At 43.1% G+C, this 20,187-nt stretch carries 16 protein-coding genes; 6 read left to right on the top strand and 10 right to left on the bottom strand.

Annotation, left to right across the window (positions count from 1 at the left end):
• Positions 1–85: 85 nt before the first annotated feature.
• The 7 genes from JMY08_RS06705 to yajC form a co-directional block, all read right to left on the bottom strand.
• Positions 86–619, bottom strand: coding sequence for a DUF2058 domain-containing protein (locus tag JMY08_RS06705; protein ID WP_201592467.1), 534 nt, complete (start codon positions 617–619; stop codon positions 86–88).
• Between the two features lie 272 nt (positions 620–891).
• Positions 892–1,248: an AzlD domain-containing protein gene (locus JMY08_RS06700; protein ID WP_201592464.1), complete on the bottom strand. Its 357-nt coding sequence runs from the start codon at positions 1,246–1,248 to the stop codon at positions 892–894.
• The gene (locus tag JMY08_RS06695) at positions 1,238–1,969 is read right to left on the bottom strand and encodes an AzlC family ABC transporter permease (RefSeq protein WP_201592461.1); all 732 of its coding nucleotides are present in this window, start codon (positions 1,967–1,969) and stop codon (positions 1,238–1,240) included. Before JMY08_RS06695 ends, JMY08_RS06700 begins: the two co-directional genes overlap by 11 nt.
• A gap of 110 nt (positions 1,970–2,079) precedes the next feature.
• On the bottom strand, positions 2,080–3,501 hold the full coding sequence (locus JMY08_RS06690) for an MATE family efflux transporter (protein WP_201592460.1): 1,422 nt from the start codon (positions 3,499–3,501) through the stop codon (positions 2,080–2,082).
• Positions 3,502–3,959: 458 nt separating this feature from the next.
• On the bottom strand, positions 3,960–5,219 hold the full coding sequence (gene secF / locus JMY08_RS06685; RefSeq protein WP_201592459.1) for a protein translocase subunit SecF: 1,260 nt from the start codon (positions 5,217–5,219) through the stop codon (positions 3,960–3,962).
• A 9-nt stretch (positions 5,220–5,228) separates the two neighbouring features.
• Positions 5,229–7,106: a protein translocase subunit SecD gene (secD, locus tag JMY08_RS06680; protein WP_010198348.1), complete on the bottom strand. Its 1,878-nt coding sequence runs from the start codon at positions 7,104–7,106 to the stop codon at positions 5,229–5,231.
• Positions 7,107–7,359: 253 nt separating this feature from the next.
• Complete coding sequence (gene yajC, locus JMY08_RS06675) at positions 7,360–7,686, bottom strand: preprotein translocase subunit YajC (RefSeq protein WP_189581667.1); 327 nt, start codon at positions 7,684–7,686, stop codon at positions 7,360–7,362.
• A 581-nt stretch (positions 7,687–8,267) separates the two neighbouring features.
• On the opposite strand from yajC, the gene JMY08_RS06670 reads away from it, so the two are divergent.
• From JMY08_RS06670 to JMY08_RS06660, 3 genes are all read left to right on the top strand, one after another.
• Positions 8,268–9,578, top strand: coding sequence for a CNNM domain-containing protein (locus tag JMY08_RS06670; RefSeq protein WP_194619584.1), 1,311 nt, complete (start codon positions 8,268–8,270; stop codon positions 9,576–9,578).
• 377 nt (positions 9,579–9,955) lie between these two features.
• Positions 9,956–10,450 carry a hypothetical protein gene (locus JMY08_RS06665; protein WP_201592458.1) on the top strand — a complete coding sequence of 165 codons (495 nt, stop codon included), beginning with the start codon at positions 9,956–9,958 and terminating at the stop codon, positions 10,448–10,450.
• A 267-nt stretch (positions 10,451–10,717) separates the two neighbouring features.
• Positions 10,718–13,711, top strand: coding sequence for a LysM peptidoglycan-binding domain-containing protein (locus JMY08_RS06660; RefSeq protein WP_201592457.1), 2,994 nt, complete (start codon positions 10,718–10,720; stop codon positions 13,709–13,711).
• A gap of 101 nt (positions 13,712–13,812) precedes the next feature.
• On the opposite strand, the gene JMY08_RS06655 is transcribed toward JMY08_RS06660, so the two are convergent.
• Positions 13,813–14,562, bottom strand: coding sequence for a YebC/PmpR family DNA-binding transcriptional regulator (locus tag JMY08_RS06655; RefSeq protein WP_194618640.1), 750 nt, complete (start codon positions 14,560–14,562; stop codon positions 13,813–13,815).
• A 359-nt stretch (positions 14,563–14,921) separates the two neighbouring features.
• Between JMY08_RS06655 and JMY08_RS06650 the strand changes: the two genes are divergently transcribed.
• Positions 14,922–15,752 carry an ion transporter gene (locus JMY08_RS06650; protein ID WP_010198359.1) on the top strand — a complete coding sequence of 277 codons (831 nt, stop codon included), beginning with the start codon at positions 14,922–14,924 and terminating at the stop codon, positions 15,750–15,752.
• A 28-nt stretch (positions 15,753–15,780) separates the two neighbouring features.
• On the opposite strand, the gene JMY08_RS06645 is transcribed toward JMY08_RS06650, so the two are convergent.
• A complete protein-coding gene (locus tag JMY08_RS06645) occupies positions 15,781–17,082 on the bottom strand; it encodes an ABC1 kinase family protein (RefSeq protein ID WP_201592456.1) in 1,302 nt (433 codons plus the stop codon).
• Between the two features lie 177 nt (positions 17,083–17,259).
• On the bottom strand, positions 17,260–17,796 hold the full coding sequence (gene aroQ, locus JMY08_RS06640) for a type II 3-dehydroquinate dehydratase (RefSeq protein WP_201592455.1): 537 nt from the start codon (positions 17,794–17,796) through the stop codon (positions 17,260–17,262).
• 501 nt (positions 17,797–18,297) lie between these two features.
• Between aroQ and JMY08_RS06635 the strand changes: the two genes are divergently transcribed.
• Positions 18,298–18,513, top strand: coding sequence for a cold-shock protein (locus JMY08_RS06635; RefSeq protein WP_010198374.1), 216 nt, complete (start codon positions 18,298–18,300; stop codon positions 18,511–18,513).
• A gap of 260 nt (positions 18,514–18,773) precedes the next feature.
• On the top strand, positions 18,774–19,928 hold the full coding sequence (locus tag JMY08_RS06630) for a DEAD/DEAH box helicase (protein ID WP_194618637.1): 1,155 nt from the start codon (positions 18,774–18,776) through the stop codon (positions 19,926–19,928).
• Positions 19,929–20,187: the final 259 nt, after the last annotated feature.

Below are 20,187 nucleotides of genomic sequence, written 5' to 3'. Positions count from 1 at the left end.
CTTAAAATAAGAGATATTCTGTGAAAAACCGCTATTTATGGTAAGAGGTGACATTGGGAATATATATAGCGCTTTATTGGCAGGATTACCACATTAAATCATCTGGAATTACATAGGCGGCATAAGGATCGTCATCCGCTAACGCATTGTCTGAGGTATCGTTAGACACCACCATAAAGCCTTCCAATTTTGTATCTATACGATCGGCTAGAGGGCGAGGAAGCAGGGCATAGCTTTCTTCCAAGCGTGCAATGACCACATGACCGGCCACGATTTGATCATATAATTTTTGCGTGATAGAGATTTTTTTGACTTTAGCATGATCAACGAATTGATAATTGACCTCACCCTGTGTATCGGTGATTTGATGCTGTCTAATCATTTGGACGATATTGGCCTTTAGCATTTTCTCTTCTAAAAGCTGCTGTTTTTCTTGATTGAGCTTCTGATCCTTTTCCAGCTTTTTTGCTTGGGCTTCCGCCAACGCTTTTTTAGCTTCCACATTGGACACATCACCAGTACGTTTGGCATGTTCAGATTGCTTACTTATCTTTTTGGCTTTTTTGCTATCAACCAATCCCGCTTTTAACAGTTGAGCTTGTAGGGCATTCTTGGCCATAATTTTATTACCTAGATGATAAAAATAAAAACTAAATAGTAGCAAATTTTGCGGCAGTGTGCCGTTAATTCATTGCAGACAGTAAAAGTGCGTATTGTTGTATGAAACATAATATAGTCGATACTAAATAAAATGGGTGCACGACATTATGATGCGTGACTGGCACAAATTTTTCTTGCTTGCTGTGCCTACGCAGACAGAAGCTGCAAAAAATTTATACCAGTCACGCTGTCTCTTTTTATATTGACCTGACTATAAGTAGTTATTAGCGATTAAGCCAGTTGAGTAAATAGCCAAAGCAAACCATTAATCGCAGCAATGCCGACAACCATGCTGACCAATAATTGACGGCTCAAATGATAGACCAATAATACCAGAAGTAAAGCACCGATTTGTGCCATTAGTAAATGCAGCTCTGCACTTTGCAGGCCAGTGCGCGCTGATAAATCTTGGTAAGAGAGGCTGGTCAAAACAAGCAGCACCATCACGGATAACGGCAAGCTTTCATTCAAGCGATGTAACCATGGCGTATCCAGCAGATTTTTGGGTATCAAGGCGGGAAGGGCGCGAGTGATAAAAGTAACAGCAGCCATGGCAAAGGTAGCAAAAATTAGATAACTACTGGTCATGACTTCCTCCTGTTAAGCTGCGTTTGGTCCAGAACCCGCGTGCCAAAATCATTAGCATACAAATGCTAATCGCGACCAATAACAGCCAGTTGCTAGTAAATAAGGAGGCAACGGCTAAAGCAATTACGGCAATACCGATAGGGAAATAGCGCTTGATGCTCTGAAATTGCTCATAAGCTAAAATTACAAATAGACATACTAAGGCAAAATCCAAATGTGGTATTAAGTCACTGAGCGTGCTACCTATCATCACACCAAGCGTACTCGCTAGCACCCACCAGCTTTGATTAAACAAACTAATAGGTAAGATCAGAGCTTGTCTCGACTCATTGGGTAAACTGGTCATGACTGAAAAAGTCTCATCAGTCAGGGCAAATAAGCAGTATGTTTTAGCAAGTTTTTGTTTCGGTAAATACTGTAGCAATGGCATGCCATAAAATACGTGACGCAAGTTAATAGCAGCAATATTTGTCGCAATATTACCAATCGGTAGACCGGCACTTAGCATGGGCAAACAGGCGTATTGCGCCGCGCCCGCATACAAGATAATACTGAGCATAATCGTCGCCCACACAGGGATGCCAGCAACTTGCGCCAGCACACCAAAGGCGATGCCCGCAGGCAGATAGCCCATCGCGACTGGCAGGCTCTTCTTAAAGCCTTCTGTCCAATTATAGTGAGCCGCTTGTTGATGATTTAGTTCATTTGAATGAGTAGTCACATGACATCCTGATTTTTCTGACTGTATTTTTATAATTGATGGTCGGTCTTTATTTGATAAGACTAAGAAAGTCCTATTTTTTAGGTAAATAAATCTTTAGATCATCCATGCTAAACATTGGGCTGTAATTTTGCATAGCTACCGGTTTGATGTGCACGGTATAAAAATCCGCCAAGAATAATAAGTCTTAGCAGCAACAAACACCAGACGCTAAGCCAGATACCAGTTATATCCCACTGCTGATAGAGTAGCCAACTCAGTGGGAAAAAGACCACTGCCAATATAAGGGCGGCGTTACGAATGACATTACCCGCCGTTAAGCCAAAGAATATGCCGTCTAACCAATAAGCACCAACGCCGACCAGCGGTAATAGCACTGCATAAAGATGGTAGTCATAGGCAAGGGCAAAGACCGGTTCAATATTGGTCATAAGCTGCAAATAAGTTGGCATGGCAAGCCACCATAGTGCACTTAGCATGATGGCAAGCCCATAGCTGACTACGCCAGTACGTTTGACGATAATACGAAACCGTGGCCAGTCACGTCTTCCAGCTGCTTGACCGCTCAGGGTCTCAGCAGATACTGCTACGCCATCAAGGGCGAAGGCTGAAATGCTCAATACTTGCAATAAAATAGCGTTGGCAGCCAAAATTACATCACCACTTTGCGCAGATAAACGAGTGATCCAAGCAAAGCTTAACGTTAAGATCAGCGTACGAATAAAGATATCTTTATTAAGCGAAAATAGCCTAAGCATTTTTTCTTTCGCAAAATGCTTAGGATCAGATGTAAACAGCGCCGTCCAAGATATCTGCAGATGTTGACGGCTCAACCATAAGGCCAGTAACACGCCAGACCAAAAGGCGATAGTAGTACCTAGTGCCACACCAACTAACCCCATTTGCAGTCCGTAGACAAAGAATAGAGTGAGAATAATATTAAGTAGGGCGATAAAGCCTTGTTGGTAGAGCATGTAACGTGTCTTACCTTGACCCGCAAACCAGCCTATAAATGCAAAATTCATTAGCTCAGCGATGACGCCCCAAAAACGTACGTCCAAATAAGTCTTGGCAGCAAGGCCACTGTTAGGGTTGGCAGATAAGGCTCTTAAGCCAAAATCAATCAACCATGGTTTTGCCAGCAGTAATAGTGCGCCGATGATGAATGCTAATAATAAGGCACGTTGCAAAATAGACAGCAGTGGTGAAGCAATCAGACTTGACTGCTTTGTCGTCGTTTTTTCAGCACTGTCAGCATGGCTGACTGATTGTCCCAACGCTTGAGCTGATAGTCCAGATGAAGCGTACTGTAAGAAGTTAAAACTGACGAGTAACAAAGACAATAACTGTATGGCCAACCCCATACCAGCAAGCTTAGCAGTGTCATTCATATTACCGACAATGGCGGTATCAATCACGCTTTGTAGCGGCATCGCCAAGTTAGCCAACAATACCGGTAATGCGATGGCGATAATACGCGTATAACGAGTATCAATCGGCGGTATGGAGCGTGATGGCGTGACAGTTGGCATTGGTGGCTCGTTTATACTTAATGGCTATGGTTGTAGCAGTATATAAAGATAAAAGCACCCAACACTCATTAGTTATGAGTCAGGTGCTTTTATTTGTAGCTTACTTCCGTACAGTGAAAAACGGATTATAAGCTTGTTTGAATACTCTTTTATTTAAAGATTAACTTAGGGTCTATTGAACATTCAAATATTAGGACTGCTGATCGCTAAAATCGCATCAAACGTTTTATCAAATCAGGCGTAAACCGACGATAATGTCGAGACCTTAGCTAGGTTTACAACAACGTTTGGGGTGATTTTAGTATCAGCCTTTCAGGGCAGGGCTATTTTTTGCCAATACATGGCGAAATTGTCTAACCTAGAACGACTAGGCGTCAAAAATTTCACTGCGTATTGTCTAAAAAATAGCCACTGCCAGTTCCACATTTGAATACTCAACAGACCCTAACTAAGTTGCTTTAAATATTGTCTTGTTCAAACATTTTTGGGTCATTAAAAGTGACGATTTCTTCTTCAAATTCAGGCTTAACCTTGACCACGAAATCATCACGAGATAGCCCCATACGTAGTGGAATAGAGCTTGCGATATACGTTGATGAATAAGTACCAGCCAACAAACCGATGAACAGTGCTACCGAGAACCAATAGAGGCCGTCACCGCCCAAGAACAGCATGGCTAAAACAACCAGTAATACAGTTGAGATAGTCATAATGGTACGACGTAACGTTTCTGTTAATGACAAATCAATCGTTTGACGCGGTGTAATACCACGGACGCGGCGGAAGTTTTCACGAATACGGTCATAGACAACAATCGTATCGTTCAAGGAATAACCGATCAAGGCTAAGATAGCCGCCAAAACAGTTAAGTCAAACGGAAAGCCAAATAGGGCAAAGACACCGATGGTCACGATAGCATCGTGGAAGAGTGACAGCACCGCACCTAGAGACAGCTTGAACTGGAAACGTAGCGCGACATAACCAAGCATACAGACCAAGGCTAAAACCAGTGACATAACAGAGTTTAAGTAGACTTCATTACCTACTTGGCTACCAATGATATTCACATTACTGATTTCAACCGTATTATTAGGCAATGCTAACGCGGCACTAAGACTGGCATTGAGTCCGTCAATATTGTCAGACTGAGGTGGCAAACGTACCAGTAACTCTTGACGTGTGCCAAGATATTGTACGACAGCATCATCAAAGCCATTATCAGCCAAGGCTTTGACCACTTCTACTTGCTCAGCAGGCTGCTCATAACGTACATCTGCTGAAACACCACCGGTAAAGTCTAAACCTAGATTTAGACCATTAACGGCAATCGCGATAATACTACCAATCACCATGAGTAACGATAAAATAGCCATCGGCTTTTCTATCTTCATAAAGGGAATGATACGTTGATTACCAACGGCTTTGATACCGCCTTCAGCTTGTGCAGCAGCGTCCTCAGCGGCATCACTCATTAATTGAGTCTGGTCGACAGGCGTACTTGTCTGTGTTGTCAATTCTTGAGTATTTTGACCGCCACGACGCGTTTTGCTTTTGTCTGATTTCGCCGTCGTAGGATTGTTGGTTTTAGTATTACTACCTTTACCATCACGACGCGGTTTGTTACGGCGGCGCGTACTGTTACTGTTTGAATCGCCATTTGAGCCATTTCGATCTGGATTATTTTGCTGTTCTAGAGGATTATTCTTATCGATCGCCATATGTTTCTCCTAACCGATGCTCAGACGTTTGATAGATTTACGTTTACCGTAAGCAATTTGTACCAGCGCACGCGTTACCAAAATCGCGGTAAATAGCGAGCTGACAATACCAATCGCTAAGGTGATCGCAAAGCCTTTAATCGGACCTGTACCAATCGCAAATAAGATAAAGGCGACCAATAAGGTAGTGATGTTGGCATCGAAGATACTACTAAAAGCGCGATCAAAACCCGCCACAATGGCAGATTTTGGCCGGACGCCATTTGCCAGCTCCTCACGTATCCGCTCAAAAATCAGCACGTTGGCATCGACCGCCATACCAATGGTTAAGACGATACCGGCAATACCGGGTAGGGTCAGTGATGAGCCTAAAATTGACATAATAGCGATGATGATAATGACGTTAATCGCTAGCGCCACGTTGGCAATGACCCCAAACAGACGATAGAAAATAATCATGAACGCAAAGACTAACAAGTAACCAACTTGCGTAGAGAAGAGACCTTTATCGATATTTTCTTGACCCAGTGAAGGACCAATGGTGCGTTCTTCTACAAAGTACATCGGTGCGGCTAATGCGCCTGAACGTAGGAGTAGTGCAAGTTCTGCTGCTTCTGCACTACTATCAAGACCAGTAATGCGGAAAGAGGAGCCTAGTACGGCTTGAATATTGGCACGATTGATGACTTTAGTTTCAGCATAAGGCGTACGTACTTCGACCGTTTCGCCAGTCGCTGGGTCTTCTTCGTAAGTGATTCTTTGCTTATTTTCAATGAATAGGACGGCCATTTGCTTGCCAACAGCAGTACGTGTGGCGTTTTGCATCAGCTTACCGCCAGCACTATCCAGCGTAATACTTACTTCAGGTGAGCCGCTCTCATCAATACCCGTCTGTGCATTAGTGACTTTATCACCTGTGACGATAGATTGACGCTCTAGCAATACTGGTGGACCATCAAGCGTCTCAAACGGGAATGCTTCGGTACCAGCAGGAGGAATGCCACCTGTGTAGTTTTCACTGTCCTCAGCCACCATACGGAACTCAAGGTTCGCTGTGCGTCCAAGGACTCGTTTTGCTTCTGCGGTATCTTGTACACCAGGTAATTCAACGACGATACGACTCGCGCCTTGTGATTGTACCAAAGCTTCGGTGACGCCAAGTTCAGCAATACGATTGCGTAGGGTTGTTAAGTTTTGATTGACCGCATAGCTATTGATTTCGTCTAGCGTTGCATCGTTGTACACCAAAATCAGGGCAGGGCCTTGGTCATCAATAGAAGACTGTAAACTAAAAGTATTGCTCATCGAGCCTTGCAAGACATTTTGCGCACGATTACGGGTGTCTGTATCAGCGAAATGTAGCACGATGCCTTGGTTTTCAGTTTTGATGCCTTTGATCGCAATACGTTCAGCCCGCAGGTCACGGCGTACATCACGGCTGGCACTGGTTAGGCGTTGATCGAGAGCCTTATCCATGTCAACTTCTAGCACAAAACGCACACCACCACGTAAATCAAGACCGAGCTTCATCGGTCTAGCACCGATATCACGTAGCCATTGCGGGGTTGTCTGCGCTAAGTTGAGCGCGACCACATAGTCCTCGCCCAAGTTCTGACGCAGTACTTCCTGTGCTTTGAGCTGATCGACTGGGTTATCAAGACGTACCAGCGCGCTGTTGCCCTCAAAGGTGCCGTCATGATTGTTCAAACCAGCGTCTTCGAGTAAGCTTTGAGACTGGGTCAAGATACCATCAGACAGCTGCGTACCTGCTGCTGCACTAGTAATCTGTACCGCAGGTTCATCAGGATAGAGGTTAGGAGCAGCATACAGACCGGCAATGATTAGCACGACGGTAATAAGTAAGTATTTCCAAGCGGGATATTGCATAATCACTTCTTTAAGTTGATAAACTATTGGCGACGCAGGCCACAAGTTAGCAGATGGGAAGTTAGTGAGAGCAATGGTTGAGTGCTTATTTAGCAGCCGTCATGATGCACCATTGCGATCATCCGCGATGATAATAAAACGTAAAAAGGTAAAGCGAAAAGTGACCGTAAATCAGATACGGTCACTTTTATAGCGGTTGCTTTTATAGCTATGACAACTATTCATTAATTATTATCAAAGCTATTGACAATAATTAGACGCTTTCGATAGTGCCAGCTGGCAATACTGAAATAACAGAAGCACGCTGTACTTTGATATCTGTATTATTGTTTAAGCTAACGACTGCATAATCGCCTTCTAATGCTTTGATACGACCCATTAGTCCACCAGCAAAGATGATTTCACTACCGACTGTCAACGCATTGACCATAGCACGGTGTTCTTTAGTGCGCTTAGATTGAGGACGGATCACTAAGAAGTAAAAAATTGCAAAAAAAGCAACAGGTAATAAGATTTGACCAAATAGTGATGCAGCACCGGCAGTTTCGGCAGCATGGGCCGCTTGGATAAATAACAACATAATCTCTCTCAGTGAGTCATAGATAATAATAAATTAAACGCATAGTAACAAAAAATCCTAGACTTGGTAACTGTTAATCATAGGCTGAGGATGTTTTTCTTAACGTACTGGCATACTAGCAGTCAATATTTATCCCTACAATCTCTTTGGTGTATAAAATAGGGTGTTGTGAAGTGGAGACTGACTTGGAATATCTAAGGGTTAAATTCATGCAAACTATGCCTCAACACCATCAGAATTATGCAACATAATAAGTATGGTCAAGACAATACTATTAAAACTATCCGCTTTAAGCACCCAGTTACATTAAAACTATCCGCTTAAAAACAAATAGCGACTTATTGTGCATTCACATCATCAGTGCTACTATCAAAAGACAATGATTGCCTGTATTTAGTGCGCTCTACTATTAGGCTATAATTGTATCTAATAGAAGGTATGAGAGCAGCATTACTTGACCATTTAGCACGATCCAGTTTTTTATCATAGATGGTTTGCTGTCTGATGTAGTCTGCTAATTATCTTTTTCGATTCCTTTTTTCTCTTTTATGTTTAGGTTACCTAACTTGTCCACCACTTTTATGTTTATACCTCGTTTGTGTCGTCCACGCGCTTGTCGTAAAGACGTCTCTGCTGAACCTCCCCCGACGATGCGCTATTTACAGCGTCTTAGTCTTACTAAATCAGTCTCTAGGCTGTCGGCACTACTAGCAATGCTGATGTTCTTATTGCCTCATTCCGCTTTTGCAGCGGGGGGCGTAGTAACAGAAAGTCTAGTAGCAGAACCGACTGCTGCCAGTGTACTGCTGCTCATATTGTTTGTGCTGATCGCTATTGGTATCTCGTTTATTTGCTCTCTGGCTGAATCTGTTTTGCTGAGCATGACACCATCCTATATTGCGGATGTTCAAGAACGCAATCCAAAAAAAGCAAATATGCTAAGACGATTAAAGGTCGATAATATCGATCAGTCGTTGGCCGCTATTTTGACCTTGAATACAGTGGCTCATACGTTAGGTTCTATCGGAGCGGGTGCTCAGGCTACGATCGTGTTTGGTAGTGCTTGGTTTGGGCTATTTTCTGCCATTATGACGTTGGCTATTTTGTTTTTATCTGAAATTATCCCAAAGACACTTGGAACGGTATATTGGCGTCAGTTAAGTGGCATGGTCGCTTACTTTGTGCGCGGTATCATTTTACTGCTTTATCCGCTTATTTGGATTTCGGAGCGGCTAACGAAACTGCTGGTACGTGGCAAAGAACCACAAGCATTTAGCCGTCGTGAGTTTGCTGCGCTTGCTAGTATTGGTGAAGAGTCTGGACAGATCGACCCACTAGAATCTCGAATTATTCGCAATTTACTCGCATTTGGTGCTATTAAAGTCGAAGATATCATGACGCCGCGCTCGGTGATGTTGGCGTTTGAAGAAAACAAAACCGTGGCTGAATTGCTGGTTGATCGTCCTAAACTGACTTTTTCACGACTGCCGATTTATGATGGCGACTTGGACAATATTACGGGTTTTGTCTTAAAAACAGATATGTTGTTGGCGAAAGTCAATCATGCGATGCATAAGCCGTTGACTCAGTTCAAACGTGATATCACCTTTGTATTTTCAAAGATGAAGTTATTTGATTTATTGGAGCTCATGCTAAAAAATCGTATTCATATCGCTATTACCGTGGGTGAGTACGGTGAAGTAAAAGGCTTGGTCACCTTAGAAGACGTGTTTGAAACGTTATTGGGTCTTGAGATTGTGGATGAGATAGACCGCGTTGAAGACATGCAGGCGTTAGCACGGCAAATGATGGACAGACGCGTAGAGCGTTTGGGCATGAAACTGAGCGATGATGAGCAGTATGAAGACAGTAATACAGAGAGTAAGTTATAGCGTTATCATTGATGCGCCAGACATTGGGCTTCTGAGTCATGACAGTGCAGTTGACGTATGGTCAGTGCTTTAGAGCAATAAGTGCTGTAGGGTAATAAAGCTGTAAGGCGTTCATAGTAAAGTGATATTCGCAATAATTACACAGGGTGTCACATGGCTGTGAGAATTGAGTGATAGGCTAAAATCACTAACAAAGTATGCTGTTAAAAGTTTTAAGCAAACGCGTTAATAAAAGGTTAGCGTCCAGCGGGGCGTTATATTTGTCATATCTTTTTATATTGAACTGACTATAGCCATCTATAATTAAATAGTAAATAGGTGCTAAACGTCAATTAATGCCAACGACAACAACGAAAACGGTATCGTTAAGGATTATCATGAAACGACTATGGGGAAAAGGGCTGTTGGCTCTATTGCTAAAAAGTGCTGGCGCAACAGCAGCGGTTGCTGTGGCAAGCACCGTAAGCATCACTGCGCAAGCCGCGACCATGACCGAAGATTTGGTACAAAGCTATGCAGCAGCCATGAAGTCATCAGCGAATAATAAAAGCATCAATCAAGTCGCCGGTCTTGTCTCTGACGATGCGCTGATTTCATTATCAAGAAAAGGTAAGTCTACCAGCTTAGATAAAGATGCCTACTTAAAGTTACTGCAAAACAGTTGGAATGACACGTCCAATTATCGCTACGATATTTCTGTAGATAACGTTGTCATCACTGGTAATCAGGCCAAGGCTAATGTTACGACCAATGAAAGCTGGGTAAAAGACGGTCGCAATGTGTCTTTTGTCACGACCTCGCGAGTGACTTTGACGTTGTCTACTGGCAATGCAGTTCTGCTACGCGCTGTATCACAAGTGGCTATTAATTAAGAATTCAGTACTTATAGTTAGTACTTATAACCAGTAGTTATGGCTTAGCGTGCATGTTCAGCGCTGAGCTATAAAAAAGATGATAATTATTCAAAGCTATATTAGTTACCAGTTCGAACGTGCAATTTTTATGCATGTCGTCGTAACTTCTAGAGTATCGGCTGATTATTATCTTTTATATTAGGCTAGTGTTTGCTTAACATTGCATACTATACTAGCCATCAATATTACCTTATCAATTCTTGTCGTTAGGAAACTTCCAATACCATGTCTAATGTGCTCTCAAACTCTCGCTCATTTATTGCCTTACCATTGACGCTTGCGGTAACGACTTTACTTATCAGTGCTTGTAGTAATACGTCAGCGGTAAAAAATAAGGGCATGACCAACAGCTCAGCTGTGGTTACCAAACGTCCTGCCAATCAAGTCGCTAACCCAAGCACTAATGCTGATTATTCAACGGCATTTTTGGATGCTGAAAGCTTAGATGAGCTGGCGGATTTGCTAGAAGCGACCGACATGACGATGGTTGAAGGCAATAAGCTTGCTATTCAACAGTACGGGGACTTATGGAATCGCCTACGTGCGGGCTATCGCATGAATGGTGGTCAGCCTGTTTATAACCAGCGTATCGAAGGGCAGAAGGGTTGGTTTACCAGCAGACAGGACTATCTAAATCGCTTAACGGCGCGTGCCAGTCGCTATCTATACCATACCGTACGAGAAGCTGAGCGTCGTAATATTCCCACTGAACTTGCGTTACTGCCCGTGATTGAGAGCTCCTATGATCCAAGTGGTACCAGTAGTGCTGCTGCGGCAGGTCTATGGCAGTTCATTCCAAGTACGGGTCGTATTTATGGTCTAAATCAAAGCAGTAGTTATGATGGTCGCCGTGATGTCATCGAATCAACGCGCGCGGCTTATGACTTTTTGACAGCTCTACATAATCAATTCGGTAGTTGGGAGCTGGCATTAGCCGCTTACAATGCTGGCCCTGGTCGTGTGCAAAAAGCAATCGATGCCAATGCGGCTCGCGGTTTGCCAACTGACTATTGGTCACTCAGATTACCGACTGAGACCATGAACTATGTACCGCGCTTTTTGGCAGTGGCTGAAATTGTGGCCAAACCTGAGCAATATGGCGTTTATCTGCCCGCTATCGCTAACCGCCAGCATTTCCGTAGTGTGCCAGTGAACTATGGCGTTAGCTTAGCCGAAGTGTCACAAGTGACAGGCGTTAGTTATGATGAACTAGAAAGGCTGAATACGGCACTGACGTCAGCCCGTGTTGATTCTTCAGGCCCGCAGCGTATTATCATTCCGAATGATGTGAGTCTCAATACTGACGCAAAATTAAGCTCGTTAAGAGGCAACGGTAGTAGCAATGTCATCGCTACCAGCAACACGAATCCTAACGCACCAACGACACCAAGTTACAATAGCAAGCCCTATACCGGAACGTCATTGCCTTCTACAGGCAGTGCGCTTGCAGATTATGCGGCGAGCGCCAGTGTGCCTCAGCAAACGACCAGTTATATTTCACCATCAGTCACGCCGACGAGCAGCTCTGTCTATAGCAACAATGCTGTGCGTACTGAGCCGCCTTTGACCACGGCAGAAACCAACAAAATCAATGCAGAGCTCAAAAGCAGCAACAGTTTACCGACTACTTCTGCACAGATTACCCAAAACAACACTATCGTCCAAGAGCCACCGCTAAGCAAAGAAGAGCGCGACTTTATTGCCAATCAAATTCGAAGCAATACTGCTGAGACCAATGTCATCAATGCGGATGGTAATATCAATCTTTCTGCAGTACAGACACAGCAGTCTATTTTAGAAGCACGCGGTGAAGAGAAAAAGCTGAGTTTTCCAAAGACATCAGTGAGTAAGCCAAAGCCACAAGGCACACGTACCACTTATACGGTAAAACGTGGTGATACTTTATCAAATATCGCCAGTCGTGCTGATGTAAGCTGGCGTGATATCGCTGAATGGAACCAAATAGATGCCAGCGCTAAGCTATTGTCTGGCAGTACGTTATACTTGTATAGTGCTAAAACTATTGAGCCATTAAGCAGCAGTAGCGCCACCGCAGCAAGCCAGCCTGAGAGTTATGTGGTACAAGGTGGCGATACCCTAATTGGTACGGCCAACCGCTTTGGTTTGTCTGTGACACAGTTAGCAAGCTACAATAACTTAAGCAGCCGTGCTGACTTACTTAGAGGTCAAAAGTTGTGGTTGATACCAGGTAAGGTGACCGCTCCAGCAAGCACACCTGCTGCGCCATCGACTAAACCAAGTAAGTCGTCGACTGCGACCAAAAACTATAAAGTGAAAGCAGGTGATGGGCTAATTGCCCTAGCACGCCAATTTAACATCTCAACTGAAACCTTGGCGAGCCTTAATAACATTGGTACGACTGATTCACTGTATGTGGGTCAGACACTGAAAGTACCGGCCAGCGTTGACTTTAATTCTACTAGTAACAGCATTAGTGCCAGTAGTTCGACTAGCCGTGCAAGCTCTTCAGTATCAACGACCAACTATAAAGTAAAATCAGGTGATACCTTGATTGGTATTGCGAATAGTGTGGGGGTCAGTGCGGCAGAGTTGGCTGCGGTCAATAGCAGTTTTGATGCTAAGGCACGTCTACAACGCGGTCAAACAATTAAAGTCCCAGCGTCTAAAGAGTTGGTTGATCGTCAGTTGAATGATAAGTCGGTCAGTTATAAAGTGAAATCAGGGGATACCTTAACGGGTGTCGCTCAACGTTACAATATCGGTTTGGGTGATTTGGCAGCAGCCAATAATTTAAAAACCAACTCCAATTTGATATTGGGTCGCACCATTACCATTCCTGCTAGCGGTAGCGCTCCTGCTACTAGCAGCAATCAAAGCAGCAGCAGTTCTGCCAGTACTACGGCTAGTACATCAAGCAGTAATGGCAAAAAACTGGGCGACACTGAGAGCTATAAAGTGAAATCAGGCGATGGTTTAATCGCGCTGGCGCGTCAGTTTGGCGTTTCAGTCGAAGATTTGGCGGCGACCAATGATCTTGCGACCAATGCTCAGCTACAACGTGGACAAACCATCAAAGTGCCTAAAGTAACAGTCAGCTATACGGTTGGTTCAGGGGATAGCTTGATTGGTTTGGCTCGTAAATATGGCGTATCAACGCAAGAGCTTGCTGATATGAATAAAATAAAAGCCGACACCATGCTACAGCGCGGTCAGCGTTTGACCGTCCCCAACCGTTGATTTTAAAGAAGCTCTAACCAAAAAAGCTGCTCTATATAAGAGCAGCTTTTTTTTGTCTATTCTAGGATGAGACAATGGACATAAATGGTTAAGGGATAAAACTATTGCTCAAGTTGTGCCATGACGTCAGCAGAGAAATTCACATTGCTATAAACTTCTTGTACGTCATCGATGTCTTCTAGCATATCAATCATTTTCATAACTTTTTCGGCATCATCCACATTGTCTATCTCAGCAGTGGTTGAGGGCGACATGGTCACTTCCGCATTGTCAGAGATGAGACCTGCAGCATTAAGTGCATCTTTGACTTGACCGAAAGTTTCCCATTCGGTGATGACCAGCAAGCTATCACCATCATTTTCGATATCAAGCGCACCAGCATCTAGGGCGACCAACATCACTTCGTCTTCTAAGCTTGTATCATTAAAAGTGATTTCACCGCGCTTAGTAAACAGATAGGCCACTGAGCCTGAGGTGCCAAGATTACCCTCATTTTTGGTAAACGCGTGGCGTACTTCGCTGACGGTACGGTTGAGGTTGTCAGTCATGGTTTCGACCAGCACCGCCACACCGCCAACGCCATAGCCTTCGTAGCTGACTTCTTCCATGTTTTCGTTATCACCGCCGCCCGTACCGCGATCGACAGCACGGTTGATCGTGTCGCGGGTCATATTGACTGATAATGCTTTTTCAATAACGGCACGCAAGCGTGGGTTTTTGTCAGGGTCGGGGTCACCTTGCTTGGCAGCAGAAACAATTTCACGAATAATCTTGGTAAATACTTTACCTTTTACCGCATCTTGACGGGCTTTACGGTGTTTAATATTTGCCCATTTTGAATGGCCTGCCATATGACATCCTTAAATTTTTACGTGGTATTTATGGTGTGAATAAAAAGAGTATGAATGATGATTTTTGACACTTAACGAGCTATTTTAATTATATGATTGACCTGTTTTTCTAAGGTAATTGGCTTACTTACAAGTTAACAATTTGTATGTCGTTCGCAGTGCTTTTTTGCTACACTATTATTCTTTGTATTATGGCTACCTATATAACTATCTATCAGATCTGATAATAGCTATTGGTACTCATAAGCTGTCGCGTATTATAAACCACTTTTGCGCATTTTGACCAATCTTAGCTTGTTCCTGCTAGCCTAAATCGTTCGGTTTTTTAAAACCATTGATCTTGTGACTCTATTGATTCTATGAAGCAACCAAATAACGAAGCTATTACTCACTTACGTAACCGCATTCATATCATTGTCGAAGGCACAGATACCCGTATGGGTAAGCTTTTCGATGTTGTATTATTGATAGCGATTTTGACCAGTGTTGGTGTTGTGATGCTGGATAGTGTGTTATATATGCGTTTGCAATATGGTACGCTGTTTTTTTATGCAGAATGGTTTTTTACCATTTTATTTACCATTGAGTATGCTTTACGCTGGTTTTCAGCACCCAATCGTTTTCGTTATGCCTTTAGTTTTTTTGGGATAGTAGATTTATTATCCGTTCTACCCAGTTATTTAAGTCTATTGTTCGTGGGCGTACAGTACTTATTGGTCATACGTATTTTACGTATTTTGCGCATATTTCGCGTACTCAAACTTAAAGCCTATATGCAACAAGCGGGCTTCTTGGCCTCGGCACTTAGAACCAGTCAGCAAAAAATCACCGTGTTTTTCTTATCACTGGTTTTATTGGTAACGATTTTTGGCTCGATTATTTATGTGGTAGAAGGTCCCGAAAACGGCTTTACCAGTATTCCGCTTTCTATCTATTGGGCGGTCGTTACCATGACCACGGTCGGTTATGGTGATATGTCACCTAAAACACCGTTAGGTCAAGCGATTGCGAGCATGGTCATGATTACGGGTTATTCGATCATTGCGGTCCCAACGGGTATTTTTACCTCTGAGCTGGCTCGGAATATGCGCCCACAACTCAATCCAATCACCTGCCCGAATTGCGGAAAATTTGGCCATGCAGTCAGTGCCACTTTTTGTGATCGCTGCGGCCATGCATTGCATGTGTAATGCACACTCGTCTTTCTAATTAGGTCAACTAATTGGTTATATATTGAGCGACCAGCGATGACAGATCGATCTCGACACCTAAATTGACCAAGTTCCAATATTGTCCTGATACGGTGCGATCCAGCATCATCGTCGTGGCTGAAGGTTGAAATTGCCCAAAGTATTTTAATGAGGTGCGCATTTGGCTGATTGCTTCGTGATGAACTTGGCTGCTGCCAAAATCAAAAGCCCCTTCTTGATAAGGTGCAATGGAGAGCGGCTTCATCCCAATAGCCAGCCACTTTTCATAGAATTCACCTGGTACATTTTTATCATCCTCACGGCGAATATCAAGAGCGATTAAGTCTTGCTCAAGTGCGGTGACATCACCTTTGACAGCATGTTGCGCGAAGCGGCGAAATAATTGAACATCACTATGGCTATAGCTGCGAATGCCACCAAAGTCGTAAGCCACGACACTGCCGTCATGACGAAACGCAAAGTTACCGGGGTGGGGATCACAGTGCATGCGATATAAGCCAAACAGTTGGCCGGCAGTAAAATGAAATAGACGCTCAGCGATTTTCTGTTTAATCTCATTATCCCACGTTGCGGCGACTGTCAACGTTTCACCCATCTCTTCCGTCAACGTTAAAATTCGCCTAGTAGAATGGCTATTGACGACTTTAGGAATAATAAGCCCTTCGTCCTCAGCATGAAAAGCACCAAAGACCTGTAGGTTGTGGGCTTCTTTGACATAGTCCAATTCATCGTGCAAGCTTTGGCGAATCTCGTTAAAGAGTTGCTCTTGTAATTGCTTGCTCATGTTTAGAACGCCAGCGATTTTCAGTGCCATGCGGACTTGCTTGAGATCGCTATCACAGTTTTCATCCACGTCGGGGTACTGTACTTTGACGACGACTTTTTGCCCAGAAGGTAAAATAGCCTTGTGCACTTGTCCAATGGAAGCGGCGGCAAATGGTGTTTCTTCAAACATGGTAAATAGCTGATCAACAGGGGCTTTGAGCTCACGTTCGATTTGTGCCCGTATTTGCGCATAAGGCATGGGCGGTGCATCTTTTTGCAACTTCTCTAAAGCGGTCGCCACTTCAGGGGGAAACACGTCTTTATATTGTGAGGCGATTTGTCCCACTTTCATCACCGCACCTTTCATCTCACCAAGCGTTTCGGCTATCTGAATACCCACATCTTGCATCAATTCTGAGCGTGCCTGCAGACGTTTTTCTTCGTCACTTGAGAGGTGCCTTAATGAGTTTTTAGCTGCTTTTCCAGCAATACTGGCTGTCATACCAGCCAGTTTCATAAAGCGTTTTCCGGACGATTTTGCCATTCATATCACCATGCAGGGGTTTATTTATCAAACCATAATTTTATTATTTTGAGTAAGCAATTGCTGTTTGACTCGTGTGCTAAAGATAAGGTTGTCTTGCGCGAATGAGTTTTTTCTTTCTGTATGATTTGCTCAATATATTTGAGCAGCTTTACTATAAATATCCACTATAAAGCATTAATCGGTCAGGTTTATCGCATACATATTAGTTAGCCAATAATCCAATGCCATCTGATAGCCCCTATGTCCTAAGCCACAAATGACACCTGTTGCAATATCGCTTAAATAAGAATGCTGCCGAAAGGCTTCACGGGCGTGCACATTAGACAGATGCACCTCGATAAAAGATTTTTGTGTGGCCAATAAGGCATCGCGTAGGGCAACCGAGGTGTGAGTGAATGCAGCAGGATTGATAATGATGGCGTCTACTTGTGCCGCTCTATCTGCCAGCAATCCGTGATGCTGAATGTCATCAACGAGCGTACCTTCGTGATTTGATTGTATGCAAATCAGCTTAACACCATAATTGGCCGCGCGGTCAATTAAGTGCTGCTCAATATCAGCCAGCGTCGTATGACCATAAATATCCGGCTCACGCTTGCCCAGTAAATTGAGATTGACCCCATTAACCAATAATAATTTATGGGTTAACACTATTTCTGTTGATTGACTAGCAGGTTCTGATGTCGCTGCTGACTGAGAAGAGGTCGTCATAATGCTCTCTATCGCTATTGGATGGTATGGATAATTGATAAGTTAATAATCAGTAGTAGGATTCAAAAATCAAGAAATGACGCGCTAAAACCAATCTTATTTCATTATGATAACAGCTTGCCAGTAAGGTTATAAAAAAATTACATGAAAAATCAATCTAAGTTTTAAAAACCATACTAAAAGTCTTTATGTTGCTAAAAACCCGTGCTATGATATTTTTTAAGCAATCTATATTACGAATTTGTTACTAGTACTCTAATACCATCAACGCGAGCTTTATATAAGCTGTCTAAAGTAAGTTATAGGGAATATAAAAGCTATTTTGGTATTAGTAAAAGGTAATGGCGAAACACTGCAATCTACAGGGTTCAGCTAAGTATATATTCAGACGATAGTGTTTAACGTAGTAAGGTTTAATTCTGATTTCACAATCTTAGACCCCGTTTATATGCAATGTTGCAAAGGAATTTGGGGCTAAGCGACTTTTTTAGGAAGTAAATTATGTCAGCTCGTGAGCAAGGTATCGTAAAGTGGTTTAATGACTCAAAAGGCTTTGGTTTCATTCAACGTGATAGCGGAGAAGATATTTTTGTCCATTTTCGTGCGATCCAAGGTGATGGTTATCGCTCTCTAAAAGATGGCGAAAAAGTTGAATTCAGCGTTGTCGAAGGTGATAAAGGCCTTCAAGCTGAAGAAGTCAGAAAAACAGAAGAGTAGTCGAGACAGTCATTAGCGCAGTTTAGTTGCAATGTCTGGATAAACTACTGATATACTACTGAGTCAAGCCCGTCTTATCTTACCTATGTTGATTTTAATTCATCATTATGGGTGAGGGTAGGCATCGGGTTTGGCTTTTTTTATGCTTACCAATGCATGATTTTTATTGTTATTGGTAGCGATATACAGCGAGGCTAAGGCTTAGCATAAGCTTGTCACTGATTGAAAAATACAAGCAATTCATATAAAAGGATGATTTTTTGAGTAACTTCACAACGTTTACTGATTTACCACTCTCTGCACCGACCTTACGCGCGGTAAGTGATTTAGGTTTTACTGAATTGACCCCTATTCAAGCGCAGATATTACCGCACACCTTGGCAAATCAAGATGCTATCGGACAGGCACAAACGGGTACTGGTAAGACGGCAACGTTTTTGTTAACTATTATGGAAGCATTACTCAAGCGTCCTTTTACCAATGATGAAGAGCGCTATCTAGGTGAGCCACGTGCAGTGATCATGGCACCGACCCGTGAGCTTGCACAGCAGATATTTGACGATTGTATTGCTCTGACCAAATATACTTCGCTACACAGTGTTTGTATTATGGGTGGCACAAATTATGAAACCCAGCAGCACGAGCTTGACCGTCAATATGTTGATATTTTAGTGGCGACACCTGGTCGTCTGATTGATCTGGCCAATAAAGGCATGGTCTATTTGGATCGAGTAGAAGTGCTGGTACTAGATGAAGCAGATCGCATGCTGGATATGGGTTTTATTCCAGATATCAAGCGCTTGGTCGGTCGGATGCCTTCTAACACCGATCGCCAAAGTTTATTATTCTCTGCCACTTTCAACCAAGATGTGATGAACTTAGCGTATCGTTGGTTACATGAGCCGCAATTTGTCGAAATTGAGCCTGAGCATAAAACCAGTGAATTGGTCGATCAACACTTTTATCTATTAACAGAAGATCAAAAATTAGAAGCTTTGCAGCGTATTATCAGTGATGCCGCTGTCGATAAAGTCATTGTCTTTGCCAATCGCAAAGACCAAGTGAAGCGTCTCTATCACAAGTTGCGTCAAGGACATAAAATTGTGATGTTATCAGGCGATGTCATTCAGCAAAAACGCGAAAAATACTTGCAGCGTTTTAAAGATGGTCATGCTTCTATCTTGGTCGCCACCGATGTCGCAGGGCGTGGTATTCATGTGGATGATATTAGCCACGTGGTCAATTATACCTTGCCTGATCAGCCAGATGACTACGTACACCGCATTGGTCGTACGGGCCGTGCTGGACAGACTGGTATCAGTATTAGCTTCGTTAGCGAAGATGATGCTTTTAACTTGCCTGCGTTAGAGAAGCACTTAGATACCAAGTTTACGCTTGAGCAATGGCAGGAGTAATTGGTCTAACTTAGGATTTATCTTGATATAGTCAGTTCAATATAAAAAAGAGACAGCGTGACTGATATAAATTTTTTGTAGCCTCTGTCTGTGTAGACACAGCAAGTAAGAAAAATTTGTACCAGTCACGCATTTTATAATGTCGTGTATCTATTTTATTTAGTATCGACTATAGCTTTGTATGTCCCATCCTAGAATAGGTTGAGGGTTTATGAGAAGTCAGATACTTAGCAGTATCTGACTTTTTCTTTGAGTACTG

This window comes from Psychrobacter sp. Pi2-51, assembly GCF_904846665.1.
Taxonomy (GTDB): Bacteria; Pseudomonadota; Gammaproteobacteria; order Pseudomonadales; family Moraxellaceae; genus Psychrobacter; species Psychrobacter glaciei.
Note: the sequence above shows the minus strand (reverse complement) of the source record. Positions and strands in the feature narration are given on the sequence as shown.

Bases quoted from the DNA above. Each gene is read 5' to 3' on its own strand.
- JMY08_RS06705 (WP_201592467.1), bottom strand. From the start codon at position 619: ATGGCCAAGAATGCCCTACAAGCTCAACTGTTAAAAGCGGGATTGGTT.
- JMY08_RS06700 (WP_201592464.1), bottom strand. From the start codon at position 1,248: ATGACCAGTAGTTATCTAATTTTTGCTACCTTTGCCATGGCTGCTGTT.
- JMY08_RS06690 (WP_201592460.1), bottom strand. From the start codon at position 3,501: ATGCCAACTGTCACGCCATCACGCTCCATACCGCCGATTGATACTCGT.
- secF (WP_201592459.1), bottom strand. From the start codon at position 5,219: ATGGCGATCGATAAGAATAATCCTCTAGAACAGCAAAATAATCCAGAT.
- secD (WP_010198348.1), bottom strand. From the start codon at position 7,106: ATGCAATATCCCGCTTGGAAATACTTACTTATTACCGTCGTGCTAATC.
- yajC (WP_189581667.1), bottom strand. From the start codon at position 7,686: ATGTTGTTATTTATCCAAGCGGCCCATGCTGCCGAAACTGCCGGTGCT.
- JMY08_RS06670 (WP_194619584.1), top strand. From the start codon at position 8,268: ATGTTTATACCTCGTTTGTGTCGTCCACGCGCTTGTCGTAAAGACGTC.
- JMY08_RS06665 (WP_201592458.1), top strand. From the start codon at position 9,956: ATGAAACGACTATGGGGAAAAGGGCTGTTGGCTCTATTGCTAAAAAGT.
- JMY08_RS06660 (WP_201592457.1), top strand. From the start codon at position 10,718: ATGTCTAATGTGCTCTCAAACTCTCGCTCATTTATTGCCTTACCATTG.
- JMY08_RS06655 (WP_194618640.1), bottom strand. From the start codon at position 14,562: ATGGCAGGCCATTCAAAATGGGCAAATATTAAACACCGTAAAGCCCGT.
- JMY08_RS06650 (WP_010198359.1), top strand. From the start codon at position 14,922: ATGAAGCAACCAAATAACGAAGCTATTACTCACTTACGTAACCGCATT.
- JMY08_RS06645 (WP_201592456.1), bottom strand. From the start codon at position 17,082: ATGGCAAAATCGTCCGGAAAACGCTTTATGAAACTGGCTGGTATGACA.
- aroQ (WP_201592455.1), bottom strand. From the start codon at position 17,796: ATGACGACCTCTTCTCAGTCAGCAGCGACATCAGAACCTGCTAGTCAA.
- JMY08_RS06635 (WP_010198374.1), top strand. From the start codon at position 18,298: ATGTCAGCTCGTGAGCAAGGTATCGTAAAGTGGTTTAATGACTCAAAA.